Annotated in this window: 14 protein-coding genes; all 14 read right to left on the bottom strand. The window is 40.7% G+C overall.

Annotation, left to right across the window (positions count from 1 at the left end; genetic code table 11):
- Positions 1-113: 113 nt before the first annotated feature.
- The 14 genes from ACSBFT_RS11915 to ACSBFT_RS11850 all read right to left on the bottom strand — a co-directional run bounded on the left by ACSBFT_RS11915 (position 114) and on the right by ACSBFT_RS11850 (position 17,313).
- Complete coding sequence (locus ACSBFT_RS11915) at positions 114-1,031, bottom strand: sugar ABC transporter substrate-binding protein (protein ID WP_463046743.1); 918 nt, start codon at positions 1,029-1,031, stop codon at positions 114-116.
- 9 nt (positions 1,032-1,040) lie between these two features.
- Positions 1,041-1,979 carry an ABC transporter permease gene (locus tag ACSBFT_RS11910; protein ID WP_489604795.1) on the bottom strand — a complete coding sequence of 313 codons (939 nt, stop codon included), beginning with the start codon at positions 1,977-1,979 and terminating at the stop codon, positions 1,041-1,043.
- A complete protein-coding gene (locus ACSBFT_RS11905; protein WP_489604794.1) occupies positions 1,966-3,441 on the bottom strand; it encodes a sugar ABC transporter ATP-binding protein in 1,476 nt (491 codons plus the stop codon). Before ACSBFT_RS11905 ends, ACSBFT_RS11910 begins: the two co-directional genes overlap by 14 nt.
- 47 nt (positions 3,442-3,488) lie before the next feature.
- Complete coding sequence (locus ACSBFT_RS11900) at positions 3,489-4,652, bottom strand: Gfo/Idh/MocA family protein (protein ID WP_489604793.1); 1,164 nt, start codon at positions 4,650-4,652, stop codon at positions 3,489-3,491.
- A gap of 81 nt (positions 4,653-4,733) precedes the next feature.
- Positions 4,734-5,768 (bottom strand): sugar phosphate isomerase/epimerase family protein, encoded by a 1,035-nt coding sequence (locus tag ACSBFT_RS11895; protein ID WP_489604792.1) that lies wholly within the window; start codon positions 5,766-5,768, stop codon positions 4,734-4,736.
- Between the two features lie 37 nt (positions 5,769-5,805).
- Entirely contained in the window at positions 5,806-7,014 is a 1,209-nt protein-coding gene (locus ACSBFT_RS11890) for a hypothetical protein (protein WP_489604791.1), read from the bottom strand.
- Positions 7,015-7,035: 21 nt separating this feature from the next.
- A complete protein-coding gene (locus ACSBFT_RS11885) occupies positions 7,036-8,067 on the bottom strand; it encodes an aldose 1-epimerase family protein (RefSeq protein ID WP_489604790.1) in 1,032 nt (343 codons plus the stop codon).
- On the bottom strand, positions 8,064-8,873 hold the full coding sequence (locus tag ACSBFT_RS11880; protein WP_489604789.1) for an alpha/beta fold hydrolase: 810 nt from the start codon (positions 8,871-8,873) through the stop codon (positions 8,064-8,066). The genes ACSBFT_RS11885 and ACSBFT_RS11880 overlap by 4 nt, the downstream gene beginning before the upstream one ends.
- A 1-nt stretch (position 8,874) precedes the next feature.
- A complete protein-coding gene (locus ACSBFT_RS11875) occupies positions 8,875-9,702 on the bottom strand; it encodes a sugar phosphate isomerase/epimerase family protein (RefSeq protein ID WP_489604788.1) in 828 nt (275 codons plus the stop codon).
- A 54-nt stretch (positions 9,703-9,756) separates the two neighbouring features.
- Positions 9,757-10,608, bottom strand: coding sequence for a sugar phosphate isomerase/epimerase family protein (locus ACSBFT_RS11870; RefSeq protein ID WP_489604787.1), 852 nt, complete (start codon positions 10,606-10,608; stop codon positions 9,757-9,759).
- 3 nt (positions 10,609-10,611) lie between these two features.
- Complete coding sequence (locus ACSBFT_RS11865) at positions 10,612-11,412, bottom strand: 3-keto-disaccharide hydrolase (protein WP_463046753.1); 801 nt, start codon at positions 11,410-11,412, stop codon at positions 10,612-10,614.
- 24 nt (positions 11,413-11,436) lie between these two features.
- A complete protein-coding gene (locus ACSBFT_RS11860) occupies positions 11,437-12,885 on the bottom strand; it encodes a sulfatase family protein (RefSeq protein ID WP_489604786.1) in 1,449 nt (482 codons plus the stop codon).
- A gap of 153 nt (positions 12,886-13,038) precedes the next feature.
- On the bottom strand, positions 13,039-15,720 hold the full coding sequence (locus tag ACSBFT_RS11855) for a c-type cytochrome (protein ID WP_489604785.1): 2,682 nt from the start codon (positions 15,718-15,720) through the stop codon (positions 13,039-13,041).
- A gap of 84 nt (positions 15,721-15,804) precedes the next feature.
- On the bottom strand, positions 15,805-17,313 hold the full coding sequence (locus ACSBFT_RS11850; RefSeq protein ID WP_463046756.1) for a RagB/SusD family nutrient uptake outer membrane protein: 1,509 nt from the start codon (positions 17,311-17,313) through the stop codon (positions 15,805-15,807).
- Positions 17,314-17,315: the final 2 nt, after the last annotated feature.

Here is a 17,315-nt window from a genome sequence, read left to right as displayed (position 1 = left end):
AGTGCTAAATTATTAAGGTCGGATAGGTATCCCGTCCTTTACTGTACTGCTTGGTTGAAAATATTGTTTTTTATCGTTTGTAACTGCTATGTAATTAGACAGTTACGAGTTTTCTATTTTAAGAATTCATTTACGTTTTCTTTGACCACTAACTGGAAAGGAATCAATATTTCTTTCTCGGTTTCCTGTCCTAGTGCCAGCTTAACGGCAGTGCTAATGGCTGCAGCTCCCTGTTCTCTGGCATTCTGGAAAACAGTGGCATCCAATGTTCCTTTTTTTACGGCCTGTAAAGCATCCTGAATGGCATCTATACTCACCACCAGAACCTTATCTTTTAGTCCAGCCGTTTCTAATGCTTTTACGGCACCCATGCCCATTTCATCGTTATGAGCAAAAACAGCATTTATTTTATTTCCGTAAGATTGAATCCAATTTTGCATCAAGTCCATGCTTTTAGAACGGTCCCATTCGCCGGTTTGCTCTGCCAGTAATTTCATGTCAGGGTGGGCTTTTAATATTTCTTTAGCACCTGCCTCTCTTTGGATTTGAGCGGCTTGACCCATAAAGCCATGAATCATCACCAGATTTCCTTTTCCATCCATTTTATCTACCAGATAATTCATGGCTATTCGGGCAGATTCCATGTCATTTGAGCCTACAAAAGCATTGGGTTTTTCTGCGGTTTCAGAGTTGACATTAATAATTGGAATTCCCGCGGCTTTGGCTCTGGCAACGGCCGGAGAGCTGGCTTCTACTTCGCAAGGGTTTAAAATGATGGCATCAACGCCTTGAGCTATAAAGCTCTCTACCTGTTCCATCTGTTTTAGAGCAGACCTTTCGGCATCAACTATAATGAGTTTTACGCCCATTTCCGTGGCTTTCTTCTCCATTTCGTCAGCCACGTTTACAATAAACTCATTCTGCATACTGAGCATGGTAGCTCCTATAACCAGTTTACCGTCGTCTTCGGCAGGATTACAAGCTGTGAGAGAAATAAGACCTGCAAAAAAAAGTAATTTTAATGATTTCATATATACTGTTTAGTTTCTCGTTTTTTGATTCCAGCTGTCCATCAATACAGCTCCAATAATGATGATACCCATAATGACCTGCTGGTAATAAGAAGTTACGTTCATAAGGTCTAGGCCGTTGTTTATAACACCAATCAACAGCACTCCAATAAGCGTTCCTACCATAGTTCCGCGGCCACCTGTGGTACTTGTGCCGCCTATCACTACTGCGGCAATGGCATCAAGTTCAAAACCCATTCCTGAGTTAGGCTGACCTGTGCTTATTCTAGCGGTCAATAGTATTCCCGCCAAACCGGATAAAGCTCCACAGATGGCATAAGCGGCAAGTTTGATTTTATTAACGCTTATTCCTGATGCCCAAGCGGCGTCTTCATTTCCACCTATGGCATAGACATATCTTCCGAAAATGGTTTTACGAAGAGCCACAGAACTAAGGATAAAGACAAGAATTAGAATAATGATGGGTACAGGGAGTCCTAAAACTTTCCCGTTGCCGATAAAGTTGAAACTATCTGAAAGGTTGGAAACCGGCCTGCCTTTACTCAGTATAAGAGCTAGGCCTCTGCCTATGGTCATGGTGCCCAAGGTCACAATAAAGGGAGCAATTTTGCTCTTGGTAACTAAAAAACCGTTTAAAAAACCGAATGCCAGTCCTGCGATTAAACCTCCTGCCACGGCCACCATTACGGGGTAGTCGCCGTTTTGTGCCAATGACGCCGCCACCACACCGGTTACTGCCACAATGGAGCCCACAGAGAGGTCTATACCTCCGGTGATAATTACAAACGTCACACCGAATGCCAGCAAGGCATTGATAGACACTTGTGTGATTATAATGGTCCAGTTGGCCATACTCAAAAACTGCGGCGTAGCATAAGAGAGTATAGCACAAGTGACTATAAAGGAGATAAATATGCCGTATTCTTTGAGGTTTTTAATGAATTGCATATTGCATAATGTTTTCTTGAGTGGCTTCTTTTCCTGATAATATGGCCGTTTGTTGGCCTCTAGAAAGTACTAAAACCCTATCGCTAAGGCCTAAGATTTCTGGCAGTTCGGAGGAAATCATGATAATGGCAATTCCTTCACTGCTCAGCGTTCTGATGAGTTTATAAATTTCGAATTTAGCTCCAATGTCAATTCCTCTAGTGGGTTCATCCAAGATAATGACCTTTGGATAGGTTAAAAGCACTTTGCCAATGACTACTTTTTGCTGGTTTCCACCGCTCAGGTTTACTGCTTTTTGGGAGAGACCGGTTGTTTTAATTTTAAGGTTATTAACCATGTTTTGACCTGCGGCTTGTTCACGTTTCTTAACCGGAAAATTGCTACTTGAATAAACCTTTAAACTGGCTAGGGTTAGGTTTTCATTGACAGATAAATCTGGAATGAAACCCAGGGCTTTACGGTCTTCGCTGACATAACCTATTTTTTCAGCAATCGCATCTTTTGGGCTTTTGAGCTTTAATTCCTTGCCTTCTAAAATCACTTTACCACGGTCAAATTTATCCAGCCCTGCTATGGCTCTAGCTACTTCAGTTCTGCCAGCACCAACCAATCCAGATATGCCTAAAACTTCTCCCTCTTTAACATCAAAATGGATGTTTTCAAATTTCCCTTTAGAGCTTAAGCCTTGTACTTCGAGTAGTGTTTGGCCTATTTTGGCACTTGAGACGGGATAAATATCGTCAATTTCTCTACCCACCATCATACTGATCAGGGTTTTGTTATTGAGCTCATGTGCTGCTTTGGTGCCCATATAATGTCCATCTCTCAACACGGTGACCCGATCTGCTATTTGAAATATCTCGTCCATTTTATGGGAGATATAAACGATGGCCACGTTCTTGCTTTTTAGGTCTTTGATGATTTCAAAAAGTTTCCCCACTTCTTTATCAGATAGGGCAGAGGTAGGTTCATCCATGATAATAACCTTGGCCTCATTTGAAATCGCTTTGACTATTTCCACCATTTGCATTTGAGCGATGCTCAAATCCTTCATTTTGCTTATCGGGTTTAGCGTTAAACCAATGTTATCAAACAGCTCTTGCGTCTGCTGATTGATATGCTTTTCATTTAAAAAGGAAAAAGTGGCGGTTTCTTTTCCTAAAAAGATGTTTTGGGCAATGCTCAATTCAGGAACCATAAGGATTTCTTGATGAATCATGGCGATGCCTTTCTTTAAGGTTTCCTGAACGCCTAGTTTTGTGATATTTTCTCCTGAAAGAGAAATGCTGCCGGAGTTTGCTTTGAGCATCCCCATGAGTATTTTCATCAAAGTAGACTTACCAGCTCCGTTTTCTCCCATGAGGGCATGCACCTCGCCTGCTTGAAGGTCAAAGGAGATATTTTCAAGAACTTGTATTCCTGAAAATGATTTTGAAATTTGGGAGATTTGAAGAAGGGGCATAGGGTTTTAAGAAAATGCAGCCTGGCATTTGCTAGGCTGCATTTATTTTATACGAATTGTCCGTCTACGCCGGTATCCACCCATCTTCTCTCTGTTGCAGATGCAATGATGGCTTCACAAACTTTCTGCGTCTGTAAAGCTTCTTTGAAAGTAGGGGAGCAGTCGCTGCCGTCTTCCAGACTTTTAAGGAAATCTGCCACTTGGTGTACAAAACTGTGTTCCCATCCAATACCACAACCAGGAATCCACCATTTGTCAATATAAGGATGATCTCCATCTGTAACGTGAATAGAACGCCATCCTCTGAGTTTAGACTCATCAGCATGATCAAAGAACTCTAGTCTGTTCATGTCATGCAAGTCCCAACGGATAGAGGCATGCTCACCATTAATTTCAAATGTTTTTAGGGCTTTATGCCCTCTGGCGTATCTTGTGGCCTCAAAAAGACCCAAAGAACCGTTTTCGAAGTGACAATGGAAAAGGCAAGCATCATCGATTTTGACGGGCTCTACTTTACCAGTAAGCTGATGCATTCTCTCTTTTACGAAAGTTTCTGTGACCGCAGAAACATCTTTAATACCACCATTTAACCACATGGCAGAATCAATACAGTGAGCTAATAAATCTCCTGTAACTCCAGAACCAGCGGTGTTAGAATCCATACGCCAAAGGCCTTCACCTCCTTGTGGTAAGTCAGCATTGATGGTCCAGTCTTGTAAGAAGTTTCCTCTGTAATGGAAGATTCTGCCTAATTTACCAGAGTCTATAATGTTTTTGGCTAAAGTGACCGCAGGAATTCTACGATAGTTATACCATACTGTGGTTTTAACGCCTGCTTTTTCGGCAGCGTCTACCATTTTTTGACCTTCTTCTATGGTTCTAGAAAGCGGTTTTTCGCATAAGACCATTTTGCCAGCTTCGGCGGCAGCTATGGATATTTCGGCGTGGCTGTCGTTAGGGGTACATACATCTATAGCATCAATGTCGTCTCTAGCTATCAGTTTTCTCCAATCGGTTTCATAAGAGGCAAAGTTCCACTGCTCAGCAAAAGCCTTAACTTTTTCTTCATTTCTAGAGCAAACCGCTATAAGTTCTGGTTCGAATTCTAATTCAGGGAAAAAGTTATGAATTCTGTTATAGCCGTTTGCATGGGTTCTACCCATGAGGCCCGTGCCTACTAATCCTATTCTAAGTTTCTTTTTTTGTGCCATTCTTTCTAATGTTTCAGGTTGAGTATAGAGTTAAAAATGTATGAGTTTGAATTTAGCGGGATGGCAAAATCCCGCTAAATTTTAGGCCTCGTACCAGCCGTGTTTTTCTCTTACTTGTATCATAGCTCCCAAGATGTCGTTCCATGTTTGAGGCTGCGTCATAATTTCGTTAGAGAACATACATCCATCCCAGCAGATATGCTTAAATGCCTTTGTTAATTCACCAGAGCCATCCCTCAGCCAGTAACCTGCGTCGTTTGCAATGTCTAGTTTTCCGTTAGGATCTGTGGCTTGACAATGACGGCCTGTTTTATCATGCGAGCCTGTTCCGTGTACGGTTCCGTCGTTTTGAGCCACGTGGAAATCTATGGTCCAAGGTCTTAGTTTATCCGTGATTTTTTTAAGAGCGGCTAAGAAAGTTTCTCTGTCGGCCCAGTTGAAATCTTTTGGTAATACCCTGTGTTCCGGAGCATTATAACCAAGAAGATAGAGCGTGGTATGTGACATATCGGCCTGGAAACCAATGTTTTTCCTGTCTACCATCTCAAAGGTTTCTAGCATGTAATCCATACTTTGCATTCCTCCCCAGCAGATTTCTCCTTCTGCGGCCAGTCTTTCACCATAATCTGCTGCTACATCGCAGGCTTCACGGAAAGTGTCGGCTATTAATTTTGAATTGCCTTTAGGGTCTTTTGCCCAGTCTGCTACACTGCTGGCAGAGTCTATTCTAACTATTCCGTTTGGTCTTATGCCCATAGCTCTTAGTTTCTGACCTATTTCGCAAGACTTACGTACCATTTCTACAAATTCTGTTCTTTGCTCTTTGGTTCCCATAGCAGGACCACCCCAGATTGGAGCTACCAAACTTCCTATGGAAAGGTCATAAGCAGCTACTTTTTCTGCCAACCTTTTTACGCCATCATCAGAAGTATCAAGATCGTAATGTGGGTCAAAAAGTCCTAGATCTACACCATCAAACTTGACCCCGTTCACCTCAGCAGCGGCAGTCATTTTTAACATGTTATCTAAGGCTATAGCTGGTTCAGAATCGGGTCCTTTACCTACTATTCCTGGCCAAGTAGCATTATGTAGTTTTGGATAATTATTAGTACTCATTATGTTTTAGTTTGGGTTGATTAAAAATTAAATTCTTTTATTCCACAGTTAAATCTGGATTGTTAGGTCCAAAATGTTTCAATATCACTATTGGGTCATGGGCAGAGTAATTTGTGATAGTCACACCTTCTTTGGCCGCTTTTTCAGTTACAAAGAACTCGTCATTGGTCAGCTGACCATATCTTATCAATGCTGGTGTTTCAATGTTCCATTCGCCCATTTTACCGTGACCCTGCATCACTATCAATCCGTAAGCTGCGGCATCTGTTATGGTAACGGTTTGGCCTGGCAGTACCGTTAATTCTTTGGCACTAAAGTCTACAGCCTTGTAGCATATCCAGTTTTCTATGTAACCTTCAGCTTCCATTTCTGCTACGGGTTTTACTGGTATTGGTAACATGAAAAATTTCTCAACGATGTTTGGGTCTGTGTTAAGTTCCCAATCGATTACGCTTACTAATTCGTCATAATCACCGATTTTATCTTGAGGTGTACCTTTCCATAGTAATTCTTCTGGTACAATAGCCTCATTTACCAGACTTTGGTACATCGCAAAAATGTCCGAAGCTTTCTGTGGCTCATAGGTACAAAGGCTACCCGGTGCATGCAAAACTCCTGGTGGAACATACCATCCAGTGCCAGGTTCTAGTCTTTGAGCAGCGGAATAGTTGGTGATTTTATTGTCACCTTTTGTGAAGTTCATCAAGCATTCTTTGATTTGCTCCTTAGTGGTACCTGGTGTTATTCCGAAAAAAGTATAAGGGAAATCTCCGCCATGATTATTAAGCTGAGGAGGGAAATAATAAGCTTCAGGCTTACCATTTTGACCCACTAATGCTGCTTTTTCGTCATTGTGATGGATATGATGAGGGAGAGGTCCCATGTTGTCAAAAAACTTAGAGTACATCGGCCAGCTTTTGTATTCGTTCCAAAGTCTATCGCCAATAATCTCTCCTTTTAGTTCTTCAATAACATCTTTCAGCGTTACAAAAACATCCTTTTCTCCATCCTTATAAACCACATGACTCAAACCTTCGTTTTTACCTGTTAATGGGCCATTTTCTGCCGCACAGGTAGAAGAAAGCCATCTTTCGTCTATACCGCCACGCTCTCCGCCTAGTACGTAATAATCGTCTGGGTGAAGTTTAATTCTCCTTCCTGGTACACAAAAAGAACGAGGTACCCAAGTAGGGGTAAGTCTCAAAATTCCTTTTCCTTGTTCTAATGCGTTTGAAATGTTACTCATAGTTCCGTTTATATTATGCTTTTAAATGTTTGTTATTTTGAATTCAAGATTTATAGTTTTCGATTGAAAAGGCTCTAAAAATTGTAAAGTGCCGTCTTCTCTCGCTTGCTTTTGACCGATAGGTAAATTTGTTCCAGGTTCTAAGCCTGTCACATATTCGCCTTTGCCCCAATGCTGCCAATTACAGAATGCGGGTAATTGGTCTTTTTTGTATTTTAGATGGACTGCTAGATTCAATTTTTCATTGCTTATACCGCAATTTGAAAAACCTTCGCTGTCTGTTGCCATCTCTATGTAGGCCGCCGCTTCACCGGTACCATCATGTGCCGATAAAGCTCCCGGACAGGTTTTGAAATCATTGCCCTCCTTAAAAATCTCTTCTGATTTGGTATCGCGAGCTTTCCAGTCTCCTTCCCACATAATTTGGGTGCCTTCGTCTACCAGCGGATAACCGAAGTTGACATGGTAAAGCACCATCACAGGCACTTTTGTATTTCCTCTGTTAATAATCTCGTCGTTTATTTTGATTTCAGACGCTCCAAGCGTGCAGGAAATGGTTCTTCGCAGTTCTAGATTGGTACCAAAAACGGTAGATTCTCTCAATATACCGGTGATGCTCATTTCCATTTTTCCTATCAAAGGATCGGGCTGGATAATAGATTCTATTTCTGCTGAAATGTTACTTATTCTGCCGTGCAATCCTCTTTTGCCATATTCGTCTTCATTTGGACCTCCCACATTGGAGAGTCCACAGGTGGTCAGTAAACCCCCTGAGAAAGTCTTAAGCCAGTCTATGCCTTCATCAGAAAATGGCTGAGGGGCTGTAACGCCGTTATGGCTGATCCATGCCAGAGAATGCTCCTTGTAAAATGCATCTACAATGTCCATCCCTCTATCTAAAACGACCTTAAATCTTAAGCCTGATCCAGTATTTATCCAGGCTATTCTAGTACCTTTTCCTAATCCATTGTCCAAAATGGAAGTTTCTATACCACCTATTTGGGAGGTATGCGAGATTTTATCTTTCCAGCTATTTTCTTTTAGGAAATTCATTGTTTTATAAACCAGTTTAAACTTCTCTGGTTAAAGTCTTCAAGATGTTCAAAATGAAAAATATGCCCGCTTTTAGGGTAGAGATATAATTCCGCCTTAGGTATATTTTCTGCTATCTCATTTGCCATCCATTTTGGCGTAAATTGATCCTCTTCACCACCAACAATAAAAGTAGGCTGACTAATGCTAGACAGTTTGTCCAAAACGTTGTGCGTTATGCAAGCCCAGGCTTGACCTTCCAAACCATGTAGAGGCTGCTGGTTTTCACCAATGGCATCTGCGGCTCTACCATCCTCTAGTTCTTTATAAATGGTCTCATTATCCCAAGAGGCTTTTGAATAGATAAGAAGTTGAATGTAGTGGCTAAACTCCTCAGGTCTAAAACGTGCTTTGCAGGTCATTATGTGCTGAAAAATAGCCTTTGCGGTATTGTCGCATCTGGCCCACGGACACATTAATAGGAGAGACTTGACCTTTTTAGGATGTCTTATAGCCAATTGAAGTGCAATGGTTCCGCCCATTGAAACGCCTGCTACATTTACTTTATCAAGGTTTAGATGCTCTAAAAGTCCTGCATAGTCATCGGCCATTTGTGCTGTGGTGTAAGGCCCTTTCGGTTTGTCGGATTTTCCGACGCCTCTATTATCCACAATAATGCACCTAAATTCCTTTTCCCATGCTTCCACGTGAGCATACCATACAGAGCCAGGAGCGGTAATACCCATAATAAGAAGTAGTGGAGGTTTGTGAGATTCTCCTCTTTCTTCGTAATAGAGTTTTATTCCGTTTGTTTCAATGATGGGCATTTTACTTCAGTTTTGGGATTAAATCGTTTACTATCCACTGACCATCATGGATGGTCACGGCATCTGGGTCTTCAAGTGCTAAAGAGCCTTCATCTTCGCAGATGATCCAGCCACCATAGTTAATGTCTTTAAGCCATTGGGTAATTTCTAAAAGCTTTACTTTTCCTTTTCCCATTAATACAAATTCGGGATTTCCATCCCAATCTTTATAATGCACATGGTTAATGAGCGACTGGTATTCCTTCATTTTGCTTAAAGGATCCATATCGCCATTTATGATATGACCTACGTCTGGGGTCCAACCGGTTACAGAAGTGTCAAGACTTTCTAAAACTATTTTATAATCTTCATCTGTTCTGATGATAGAAGTATGCGGTGAATTAGGATGATAGCTACAAGGAATTCCTTTATCAGCGGCTCTTTTAGAAACTGTATTGACAATGTTAACCAAGCTTTTTCTTCTGCTTTCTATATCATGACGTCCAGTTGGAATTTGAACGGTGTTAAGCATAGCCCCAGGAAAATGTTCTAAAAGTGCTATGGCATTATCTGCAACTATTTTTTCCTCATCCGTTTCTTTTGCTCCATTCCAGTCTTGTGCTAAAGCCAGTGCAGCCAGTTCTATGCCTTGTTCTTTAAGCTTGTCGGCTAATAATTCTGGATTGACCAAGTCTCCCATCCAAGTGAAGATGGGCTGAATACCTGTAAAGCCAGCTTTAGCGATAATCTCAATCATGTGACCAAGCTGACCTTTATGGGTTTCACCGTCGCCACTCATAAACCAAGTGTAGACTTCGGAGCCAAAACGGAATGGCAGTTGATTTTTCATAGGATATTTTTCAATGGGTTGTTTAATTTGGTTTCTTTTATAAGCCATGTTTGTTTATAAGCCATGCTTGGCAGACATGTCTTGAATAAACTTCAAGCCTTTTTCTGCAATGTCCCAGGCGTCGTCATATTCTCTCCATACATTGATAGCGTTCGCAAAATCGGGGTCGCTTCTAGAGAAAGCTTCGATGGTTAACCAACCGTCATAATGAATACCTTTTAAAGCCGAAAAGGCGTCGTCGAAAGGAATGTGTCCACTTCCTGGCGTCCCTCTGTCGTTTTCAGAAATATGTACATGCTCTAAATGTGGGGCAATGTTATTGATGGCCGTAACATATTTTTTCTCTTCAATATTGCTATGGTGAGTGTCAAACATGGCCCTCACATTTGGGTGATTTACAGAGGTCACCAGTTTGGCCAAATCTGCCATGGTATTCACTAAATAACACTCAAATCTATTTAAGGCTTCTAGTGCCAAAGTCACTCCTGCTTCTTTGGCGTGTTCACCTGCTTTGTGCATATTTTCTGCACTCCATTTAAGCTCATCAGCCGTGGCAGGGCGTCCATAAAAATGAGCATGAGCAGAGTGAAAAGGGCCACAAAGTATCTTAGAACCTAATTCGGCTGTTCTGTCTATTGACCATTTGATTCTGTCTAAACCCTTTGCTCTTATATTGATATCGTCACTAACCGGATTTGCATCAGGGCTTACCACCGTGACACAAGTAACTTCAAGACCGAGCTCCTTTGAGCGATCTCCTACTAGCTTATAATTTTTAATTTCCTCTGCTCCCACAAAATACTCCACCCCGTCATAACCTATGTTTTTTAGGCGTTCTATGATGGGGTATAAGTCTTCCGATACATTCGCAGACCATGCTAGTACGTTAAATCCGATTTTTGTCATTTGCTATTCTTGTTTTAATCTTAAATTTCTATACATCACTTTCATGGGTGGTCCTACATGCACCTGCACCCCTAAAAGTCCTTTTGTTTTCCCGTTTACGGTGTCGTTGTCGGTTACATCACTCATTAAAACACCATTTACATAATGTTGTAATCTATTGCCTTTAATGACCAACCTAAATTCATTCCAGCCTTCGGCATTAATTTTGGTTTTTAATTCATCAGAATCTCCAACACTACCAGTCACATCTAAGTCGGTCCAAGCATTTTTTTGAACTTTTGCTCTTACTTGCTCATGTGTCATGTCACCATTTTGAGGTCTAATACTCGTAATCTGACCTCTGTAGGCTAGGGTTGCTCTTCCTCTCTCTTCATAGTTTTGGCCCGTATAACGGTTTGCACCGTCAATGTCTGCCTGGTATCCTTTTAATGCAAAAGGAATATCAGAAAGTTGCTCACTTCTATAGTTGATTCCAGAGTTTCCTTTTTCCGTAATATTGAACTCTCCTTTTAATTCAAAATCGCCTGGCTCACCGCCCTTCCAAATTATGAATGAATTTGTTTTTAGCAAAGTCGCAGGGGTTATTTCTCCTACTAAATTTCCATCTTTTACGCTCCAGTAGGTAGGATCGCCATTCCAGCCGTCTAAGTTTTTGCCATTAAATATTTTTTTGAAACCAGCTTCTTTATTTACTGTTGTTTCTTGAGCTGCTTTTGATGCACTATGCGATTGCGTACATGAAACTGTAAAAGAGCCCATTACGACAGTAGCCAGTAGCGTTTTTATGTTTTGATTTAAATTCATTTCGGGTTGTTTGATTGTAAATGATTATTCTATAATAGGTTTTCCTTCATAATTCACATTGATATATGGAACGGTCTCTGTTTCGTCTACCAAATAATTCCATTTCTTAACGTATGCCATTCCTGGAAGAAATTCGTCTTTCTTTTTTTTGAGTTCCTTGCTTAGATTCTTATCCATTTCCTTTTGTAACTTTTGATATTCGGCTTTGCCAATCAAATTATTCATTTGGAAAGGGTCTTCTTCATTGTCAAAAAGGAGCCAAGATCCTTCCAAATCTCTGGCATAAGTGTATTTACCAGTAAAGAGCCCTCTATATTCTTTGCCTCCTTTTTTTCTGGCCCACTGTCCAAAGGGCTGAGGACAAGAAATTAGCGTTTGCTTTACTTTGTCTTTCTTTTTTCCGCTGAGGACAGACGAAAAATCTATGCCTTCTACAGTTTCTGGAATAGCAATATTTGACAGCCCCAAAAGCGTAGGCATGATGTCTGGCGAATTAATTAAGGTTTCTAAAGTTTTACCTTCTTTCCCAAATGCTTTTGGGTAGTGAATAAGAAAGGGCACTTTAATACTTTCCTGATAGGGCTGCTGCTTTTTATAGAAACCATGAGAACCGAGTAGGTCGCCGTGGTCAGAGGTGAAAACGATGATGGTGTTTTCTTCCAGATTTAGGTCGATGAGTTTTTGCCACATTTGTCCTATGTAAGTATCTATGGCAGTCATGTGTGCATAATAACCTTTGGTGTCCTCAAGCACTTTCTCTCTAAGTTCAGCTGGCACATTGTCTCGAAGGGTTATTTCTTTGTTTTCATACCATTCCTTGAATTCGGCAGGGGCTGTTTCATAAGGAGCATGAGGGCTACCAATGGAAAGCATGAGTAAGAAGGGCTTATCTTTTGAGGTTTGCTTATCTAAATATTTTAATACATCGTCTGTTTGAGCGGCAGCGTCATAGCCATCCCAAAATTTCTTTTGGTCAGAATCACCGGTGTAATACGCAGAGTTGTTATAATTATGTGTGCATTCCAAGGTTTTCCAATACGCAAATCCTTGCTGGCGAGTAGGGGGAATGTAAGTGTTTCTGCCGTGACCATCCAGGTGCCATTTGCCTATGAATCCCGTGTTGTAATTATGCTTGTTAAATACCTTAGGTAGCGTAATGGCATTGGTGTCTAATAAGTCATCATTCATAAAAACGCCATTGGTCAGTGGGTACTGGCCGGTCATTAGAGAAGCCCTGTGCGGAGTGCATACGGGTGTTCCAGATACGGCATTTTTAAGGTTGATACTTTCGGAGGCCAGTCGATCCAAATTAGGCGTAATAACATCCGGATTTCCAGCGTATCCCGTGGTCTGGGCTCTCCATTGGTCTACCAGAATATAGAGTATATTAGGAGATTTTGGAGTAGTATCTTGAGCCCGTAATAGGGTTTGAGAAGCCAAGAATAGGAATAATATCAGTTTGGTGTTTTTCATGTCTTAGAACCGGCTAAATAGAAATAAGAAAGATTGGTTCAGATAATTACATATCTGAACCAAATCTAATTTTTAACTAAACATTAACCATTGACCATAGCCTGTCATTCTTAGTATAAAAGGATCTTAGACAACATTTTATGGTCACTAGTTTTACTTGGAAGAGAACATTTTATTTTTTTCGTTTCCTCCGGCCATTAAATAGGCTACTAAATCTTTTAATTCATCTTCGTTAAGACTGTTTATCAGTCCTGGGAACATGATAGAAACCTTTGAAGTATTTACAGATACCACATCAGATTTTAACACTTTTTCAATAGACTCTGGAGCAAAAGGATTTTGAGAGACATAGTAAGTAGTCTTGTCTTCATTGACCAATCTTCCTACTATTGAGTTACCATCCTTTAGTCCGAATTGCGAGGCGGCATATTGATCAGAAACTACTTTGTCGGGCTCTATGATTGATTCCAACATGTCTTTAGTAGAAAACCTGGAACCTAATTGGGTTAAATCTGGTCCAATCATTCCTCCATCACCTCTCATGGTATGACAGCTTTTACAAGTAGTAGCCGCAAACATGGATTTACCTTGTTCAAAGTTTCTGTTTGTCAATCCACTTTCCATGGCTTTTTCCGCACTTTCTATAGTCCAACGTTTTCCTGGCCCCTTTGGATAGGCAACCTCTGTAAGGTCGTTTCCATTTGAACTTAATTTATCTGCACCAGACATTTTATCGTAATAGGCTATTTTGTCTTCTGGTACATTTTTCAAAGCTAGTTTACGAGCTCTGTCTATGAAACCCACATAACTTCTTCCGCCTTTATAACTGAAAGCTTTATCGAACCATTTGAAGTAAGTCTCTCTCATTTTAGGAGTCCAACCGTTTTTAGCCATGCTTAATACGGTAGCGTAATAAGTGTGCTGCATTGGCGGCATGTTTGCTAGCATTTTAGCAATGTCAGAACCATACTGAGGGTTTCTTAAGATTAAATCGCTAGAAGCTGTAGCGGTTTCTTCCATTAAGCTTTCTGTGCCCGGCTCTGTTTTAATTTTCATTAAAGCCAAAGTCTTCTGAACTGCTCCAGGAGCATCTAAGTATAATAATACTTTGCTCAAAGACCTGTTTAATTGAGCTGTTTTGGCTGGGTAGTTAGGGTTTAAGAATGCCACTACTTTTGTTTTCATATCTCCTTCTGGCTCACCCATTCTAAGAAATGCTAGTTCAAAAGCTCTTAATACATCTAACTGCTGAGCTTCATTTAGTGCTTTATAATTAATGCTGGTTAAGGCACTTAATATTTCGTTTTTCTTAGAGCCATCACCCATTCTTATTAATGAAATAAGAGATTGTGTTAAGGCCACAGGATTTTTCTCCGTAAGAGCTTTTGACTGCCATTCTGAAACAGGCTGATGCTCTAGAGCTAATCTTGCCGCATATCTAATGAATCTGTCAGGGTTACTAAGTTCTGGCCAAGCAGCTTTTACAGCGTTTTTGTTTGGACCACCCGTATGGAATTTCTCTAAATCTCTTCTAAGTTGGTTTTCGGCATTGATAGGTTTTGCGGCTACTGGAGCAGTGCTTTCGTTCCCTACATATGCTACTCTATAAAGGTCTGATTCTAATCTACGACCACCCGTTAAGAAATAAAGAGCTCCGTCAGGGCCAATGGCTCCATCTGTTAATGGAAGCGGAATCCCTGACAAAAATTCTTCTCTGTCTGCCGAATAGGAAGAGCCATCTGGTTTTAAATGAATGGCATGGATAATTCCAAAACTCCAGTCGAAAGCCAACAGTGAGCTTCTATATTTAGCAGGAAATTTAGCATCTTTTAAATGCAAAAGGTTGGTAGGAGAGCCCTGTCCAATGTTTAAAACTGCTGGTAAGTTGTCTGGGAAAGAAGGAGCCCATTTACTGTTTCCTGTTCTCCAGCCATATTCACTTGCACTGGTCGCATGATTAATACGGGTAGGGCGGTACCAAGGCTGTCCAAAATCCCACTCCATATCAGCATCATAGACAAATAAATCGCCTACTTCGTTGAACGCCAAGTCAAATGCATTTCTATATCCTGCACTTACCAATTCCCACTTTTTTCCTTCTGGGTCAAGGTTTGCAATCCATCCTCCAGGTGCCATGCGGTCATTGGCGTGTCCTCTTGGGTCTTTAATTAATGGGAAAAGGTTGTCTTCTTGCCAGTTTGAAGGTAATCGGTAAGCGTCCATTGCTGGTACGTCTGTATGGTTTCCTGCAATTACATATAGCGATTTTCCATCTGGAGAAAGTACAATACTGTGTGGTCCGTGCTCACCTTGACCTACTAGTTCTTTAATGAGCGTAATTTTGTCAAAATGGTCGTCATTGTCTGTATCTTGAAGCCTGTATAGGCCACTAGAACGCGGAAATTCTTTGTTGTTTTTTCCGTTATTGATCATGACATAAAGGCTATTGAATGCATAAAGCAAACCGTTGGCATAACCCATGCCTACTTCATCTACATTGGCACCGGTTCCAACTTTTATTTTCTCTACTTCTGGTTTTGAAGTTGGGCTGCCAATAGGTGGTATTTTTAATCTGTAAAGTGAGCCATATTGGTCAGAAGTGATCATTCTACCTTTATCGTCAAAGGTCATTGCTACCCACGAACCCATTTCTGCGTCTGATGGGCTAAATAGGTGTTCGGCTTTAAAGCCCTCGGTTAGTCTAAGCTTTTTAATCTTAGGGTTTTCATTGTCCATGGAGGGAAGTACCTGACTTTTAAGAAAGGTAAATGAGTTTGCGATAACTATCGCCGATGCCCCAATTAACAAGAGAATACTTCGGTTTTTTAGTGTCATTGTTTGCCTTGGTTGAATTTTAATTTATACTGCACAAGATAAAGAATAAATTCTCTCTTGTGCAGTATTTTCGTCTACTGAATACTAGAAGTGAGGAGACAATGAAGCCTCATCTGCTGGCATTCCATAAAACAATGAAATATTAGTGAAAGAGTTACTTCTTGGAACTGCTCCAGCTGGATAATAATAAGCTAACGGATTAGCTTTGATTCTGTTTCCGTAAGCGGTGATAACTTCTACAGCTCTTCCAGTTCTAACCAAATCAAACCAACGCTTATTCTCAAAAGCTAGCTCCACTCTTCTTTCTTTATAAACAGCTGTTCTTAAATCTGCTTGCGTACTTGCCGTTGTATTTGCAAGTCCTGCTCTAGAACGTACCATGTTTAAGTATTGAGCTGCTTGAGCTGTTTTTCCTTGCTCCGCAGAAGCTTCAGCTAAGAATAATAATACTTCAGAATAACGATAGATTGGCCAGTTAGTACCTGTGTTATTATGAAGGCTATGCTTTTTAGCATACTTCTTAATGTATGGGTATTCTTTATTGGCTCTTAAGCTACCGCCTAAAGTCACATAGGCTATAGATTCATCTTTTCTCAGATCTCCAGCCTCATAAGCCGCAATAATGTCTGGTGTAGGAATGTTGTTTCCTTCTCCACTTACTGGCTGTGCATTAGAAGTTCCAGTTATGGGTGCAAGTTCCACTGGGCTAATTGGGCGTGGCAGGAAATTATAAATGAAGTTGCCATTTAAACCTGCGGAACCCTCTAAGAATTGAACTTCAAATACTGATTCAGCATTGTTTTTGTTGCTGCTGTTGCCAGAAAAGGCTTCTCCATAAGTAGGCATTAGTGAATAAGAACCACTATTTACCACTTCCATAAGCAAAGCTTCTGCTTCCGCCCATTTCTTTTGAACGATGTATACGTTTGCAAGTAAAGTTTTGGCAGCTCCAGAAGTAACTCTACCGGGCTCTTGGTTTGCTTTAGATTTAAGGCCAGAGGCAGCTGCAGTAGCATCAGATATAATTTGAGCATAAATTTGAGCTTCTTCTGCCAAAGGCAATGCAGCACCTTGTCTGTCTGTCACTGGCTCTAAGTGCAAAGGCACTTTACCGAAGTATCTTACCAATTCAAAATAAGCATAAGCTCTTAGGAATTGTGCTTGACCTTTAAGATTGGCCTTTACAGTGGCATCAAAATTCACACCATCTATTTGAGTTAGAATTTGATTGGCTCTTGCTATTATTTGATAATCAAGTCTATACTGATTCAACACATGCGTGTTTGAAGTAACACCATTTGCAGTAGGTATAGAAAAATCTGCGATATCCTCTTGCTGTTCGGTAGCTCCAAACAGAATGTTTCTTGCATAATAGGTATTATCAGAGTGCATTTCTCCAAGTAACCAAGCTCTGTCATTTACAATATTACGTAAGGGTACGTAAGTAGCATTAACGGCTTGTTCAAAATCTGCCTGCTTCGTAAAGAAGGTGGCAGAACTCAGGGCGGTAGCAGGTACTAGACTTAGAAAATCTTCCTTACAGCTAGTCTGTGTAAATGCTACTAGTAATATTAGAATGATAGTTTTTTTCATTT

Source organism: Arcticibacterium sp. SM2516 (assembly GCF_057914865.1).
This window is presented reverse-complemented; position numbering and strand designations above follow the sequence as displayed.

Coding starts and splice junctions, on each gene's coding strand:
- ACSBFT_RS11890 (WP_489604791.1), bottom strand. CDS start 7,014: ATGAGTAACATTTCAAACGCATTAGAACAAGGAAAAGGAATTTTGAGA.
- ACSBFT_RS11855 (WP_489604785.1), bottom strand. CDS start 15,720: ATGACACTAAAAAACCGAAGTATTCTCTTGTTAATTGGGGCATCGGCG.
- ACSBFT_RS11885 (WP_489604790.1), bottom strand. CDS start 8,067: ATGAATTTCCTAAAAGAAAATAGCTGGAAAGATAAAATCTCGCATACC.
- ACSBFT_RS11875 (WP_489604788.1), bottom strand. CDS start 9,702: ATGAAAAATCAACTGCCATTCCGTTTTGGCTCCGAAGTCTACACTTGG.
- ACSBFT_RS11905 (WP_489604794.1), bottom strand. CDS start 3,441: ATGCCCCTTCTTCAAATCTCCCAAATTTCAAAATCATTTTCAGGAATA.
- ACSBFT_RS11910 (WP_489604795.1), bottom strand. CDS start 1,979: ATGCAATTCATTAAAAACCTCAAAGAATACGGCATATTTATCTCCTTT.
- ACSBFT_RS11895 (WP_489604792.1), bottom strand. CDS start 5,768: ATGAGTACTAATAATTATCCAAAACTACATAATGCTACTTGGCCAGGA.
- ACSBFT_RS11915 (WP_463046743.1), bottom strand. CDS start 1,031: ATGAAATCATTAAAATTACTTTTTTTTGCAGGTCTTATTTCTCTCACA.
- ACSBFT_RS11870 (WP_489604787.1), bottom strand. CDS start 10,608: ATGACAAAAATCGGATTTAACGTACTAGCATGGTCTGCGAATGTATCG.
- ACSBFT_RS11900 (WP_489604793.1), bottom strand. CDS start 4,652: ATGGCACAAAAAAAGAAACTTAGAATAGGATTAGTAGGCACGGGCCTC.
- ACSBFT_RS11865 (WP_463046753.1), bottom strand. CDS start 11,412: ATGAATTTAAATCAAAACATAAAAACGCTACTGGCTACTGTCGTAATG.
- ACSBFT_RS11860 (WP_489604786.1), bottom strand. CDS start 12,885: ATGAAAAACACCAAACTGATATTATTCCTATTCTTGGCTTCTCAAACC.
- ACSBFT_RS11850 (WP_463046756.1), bottom strand. CDS start 17,313: ATGAAAAAAACTATCATTCTAATATTACTAGTAGCATTTACACAGACT.
- ACSBFT_RS11880 (WP_489604789.1), bottom strand. CDS start 8,873: ATGCCCATCATTGAAACAAACGGAATAAAACTCTATTACGAAGAAAGA.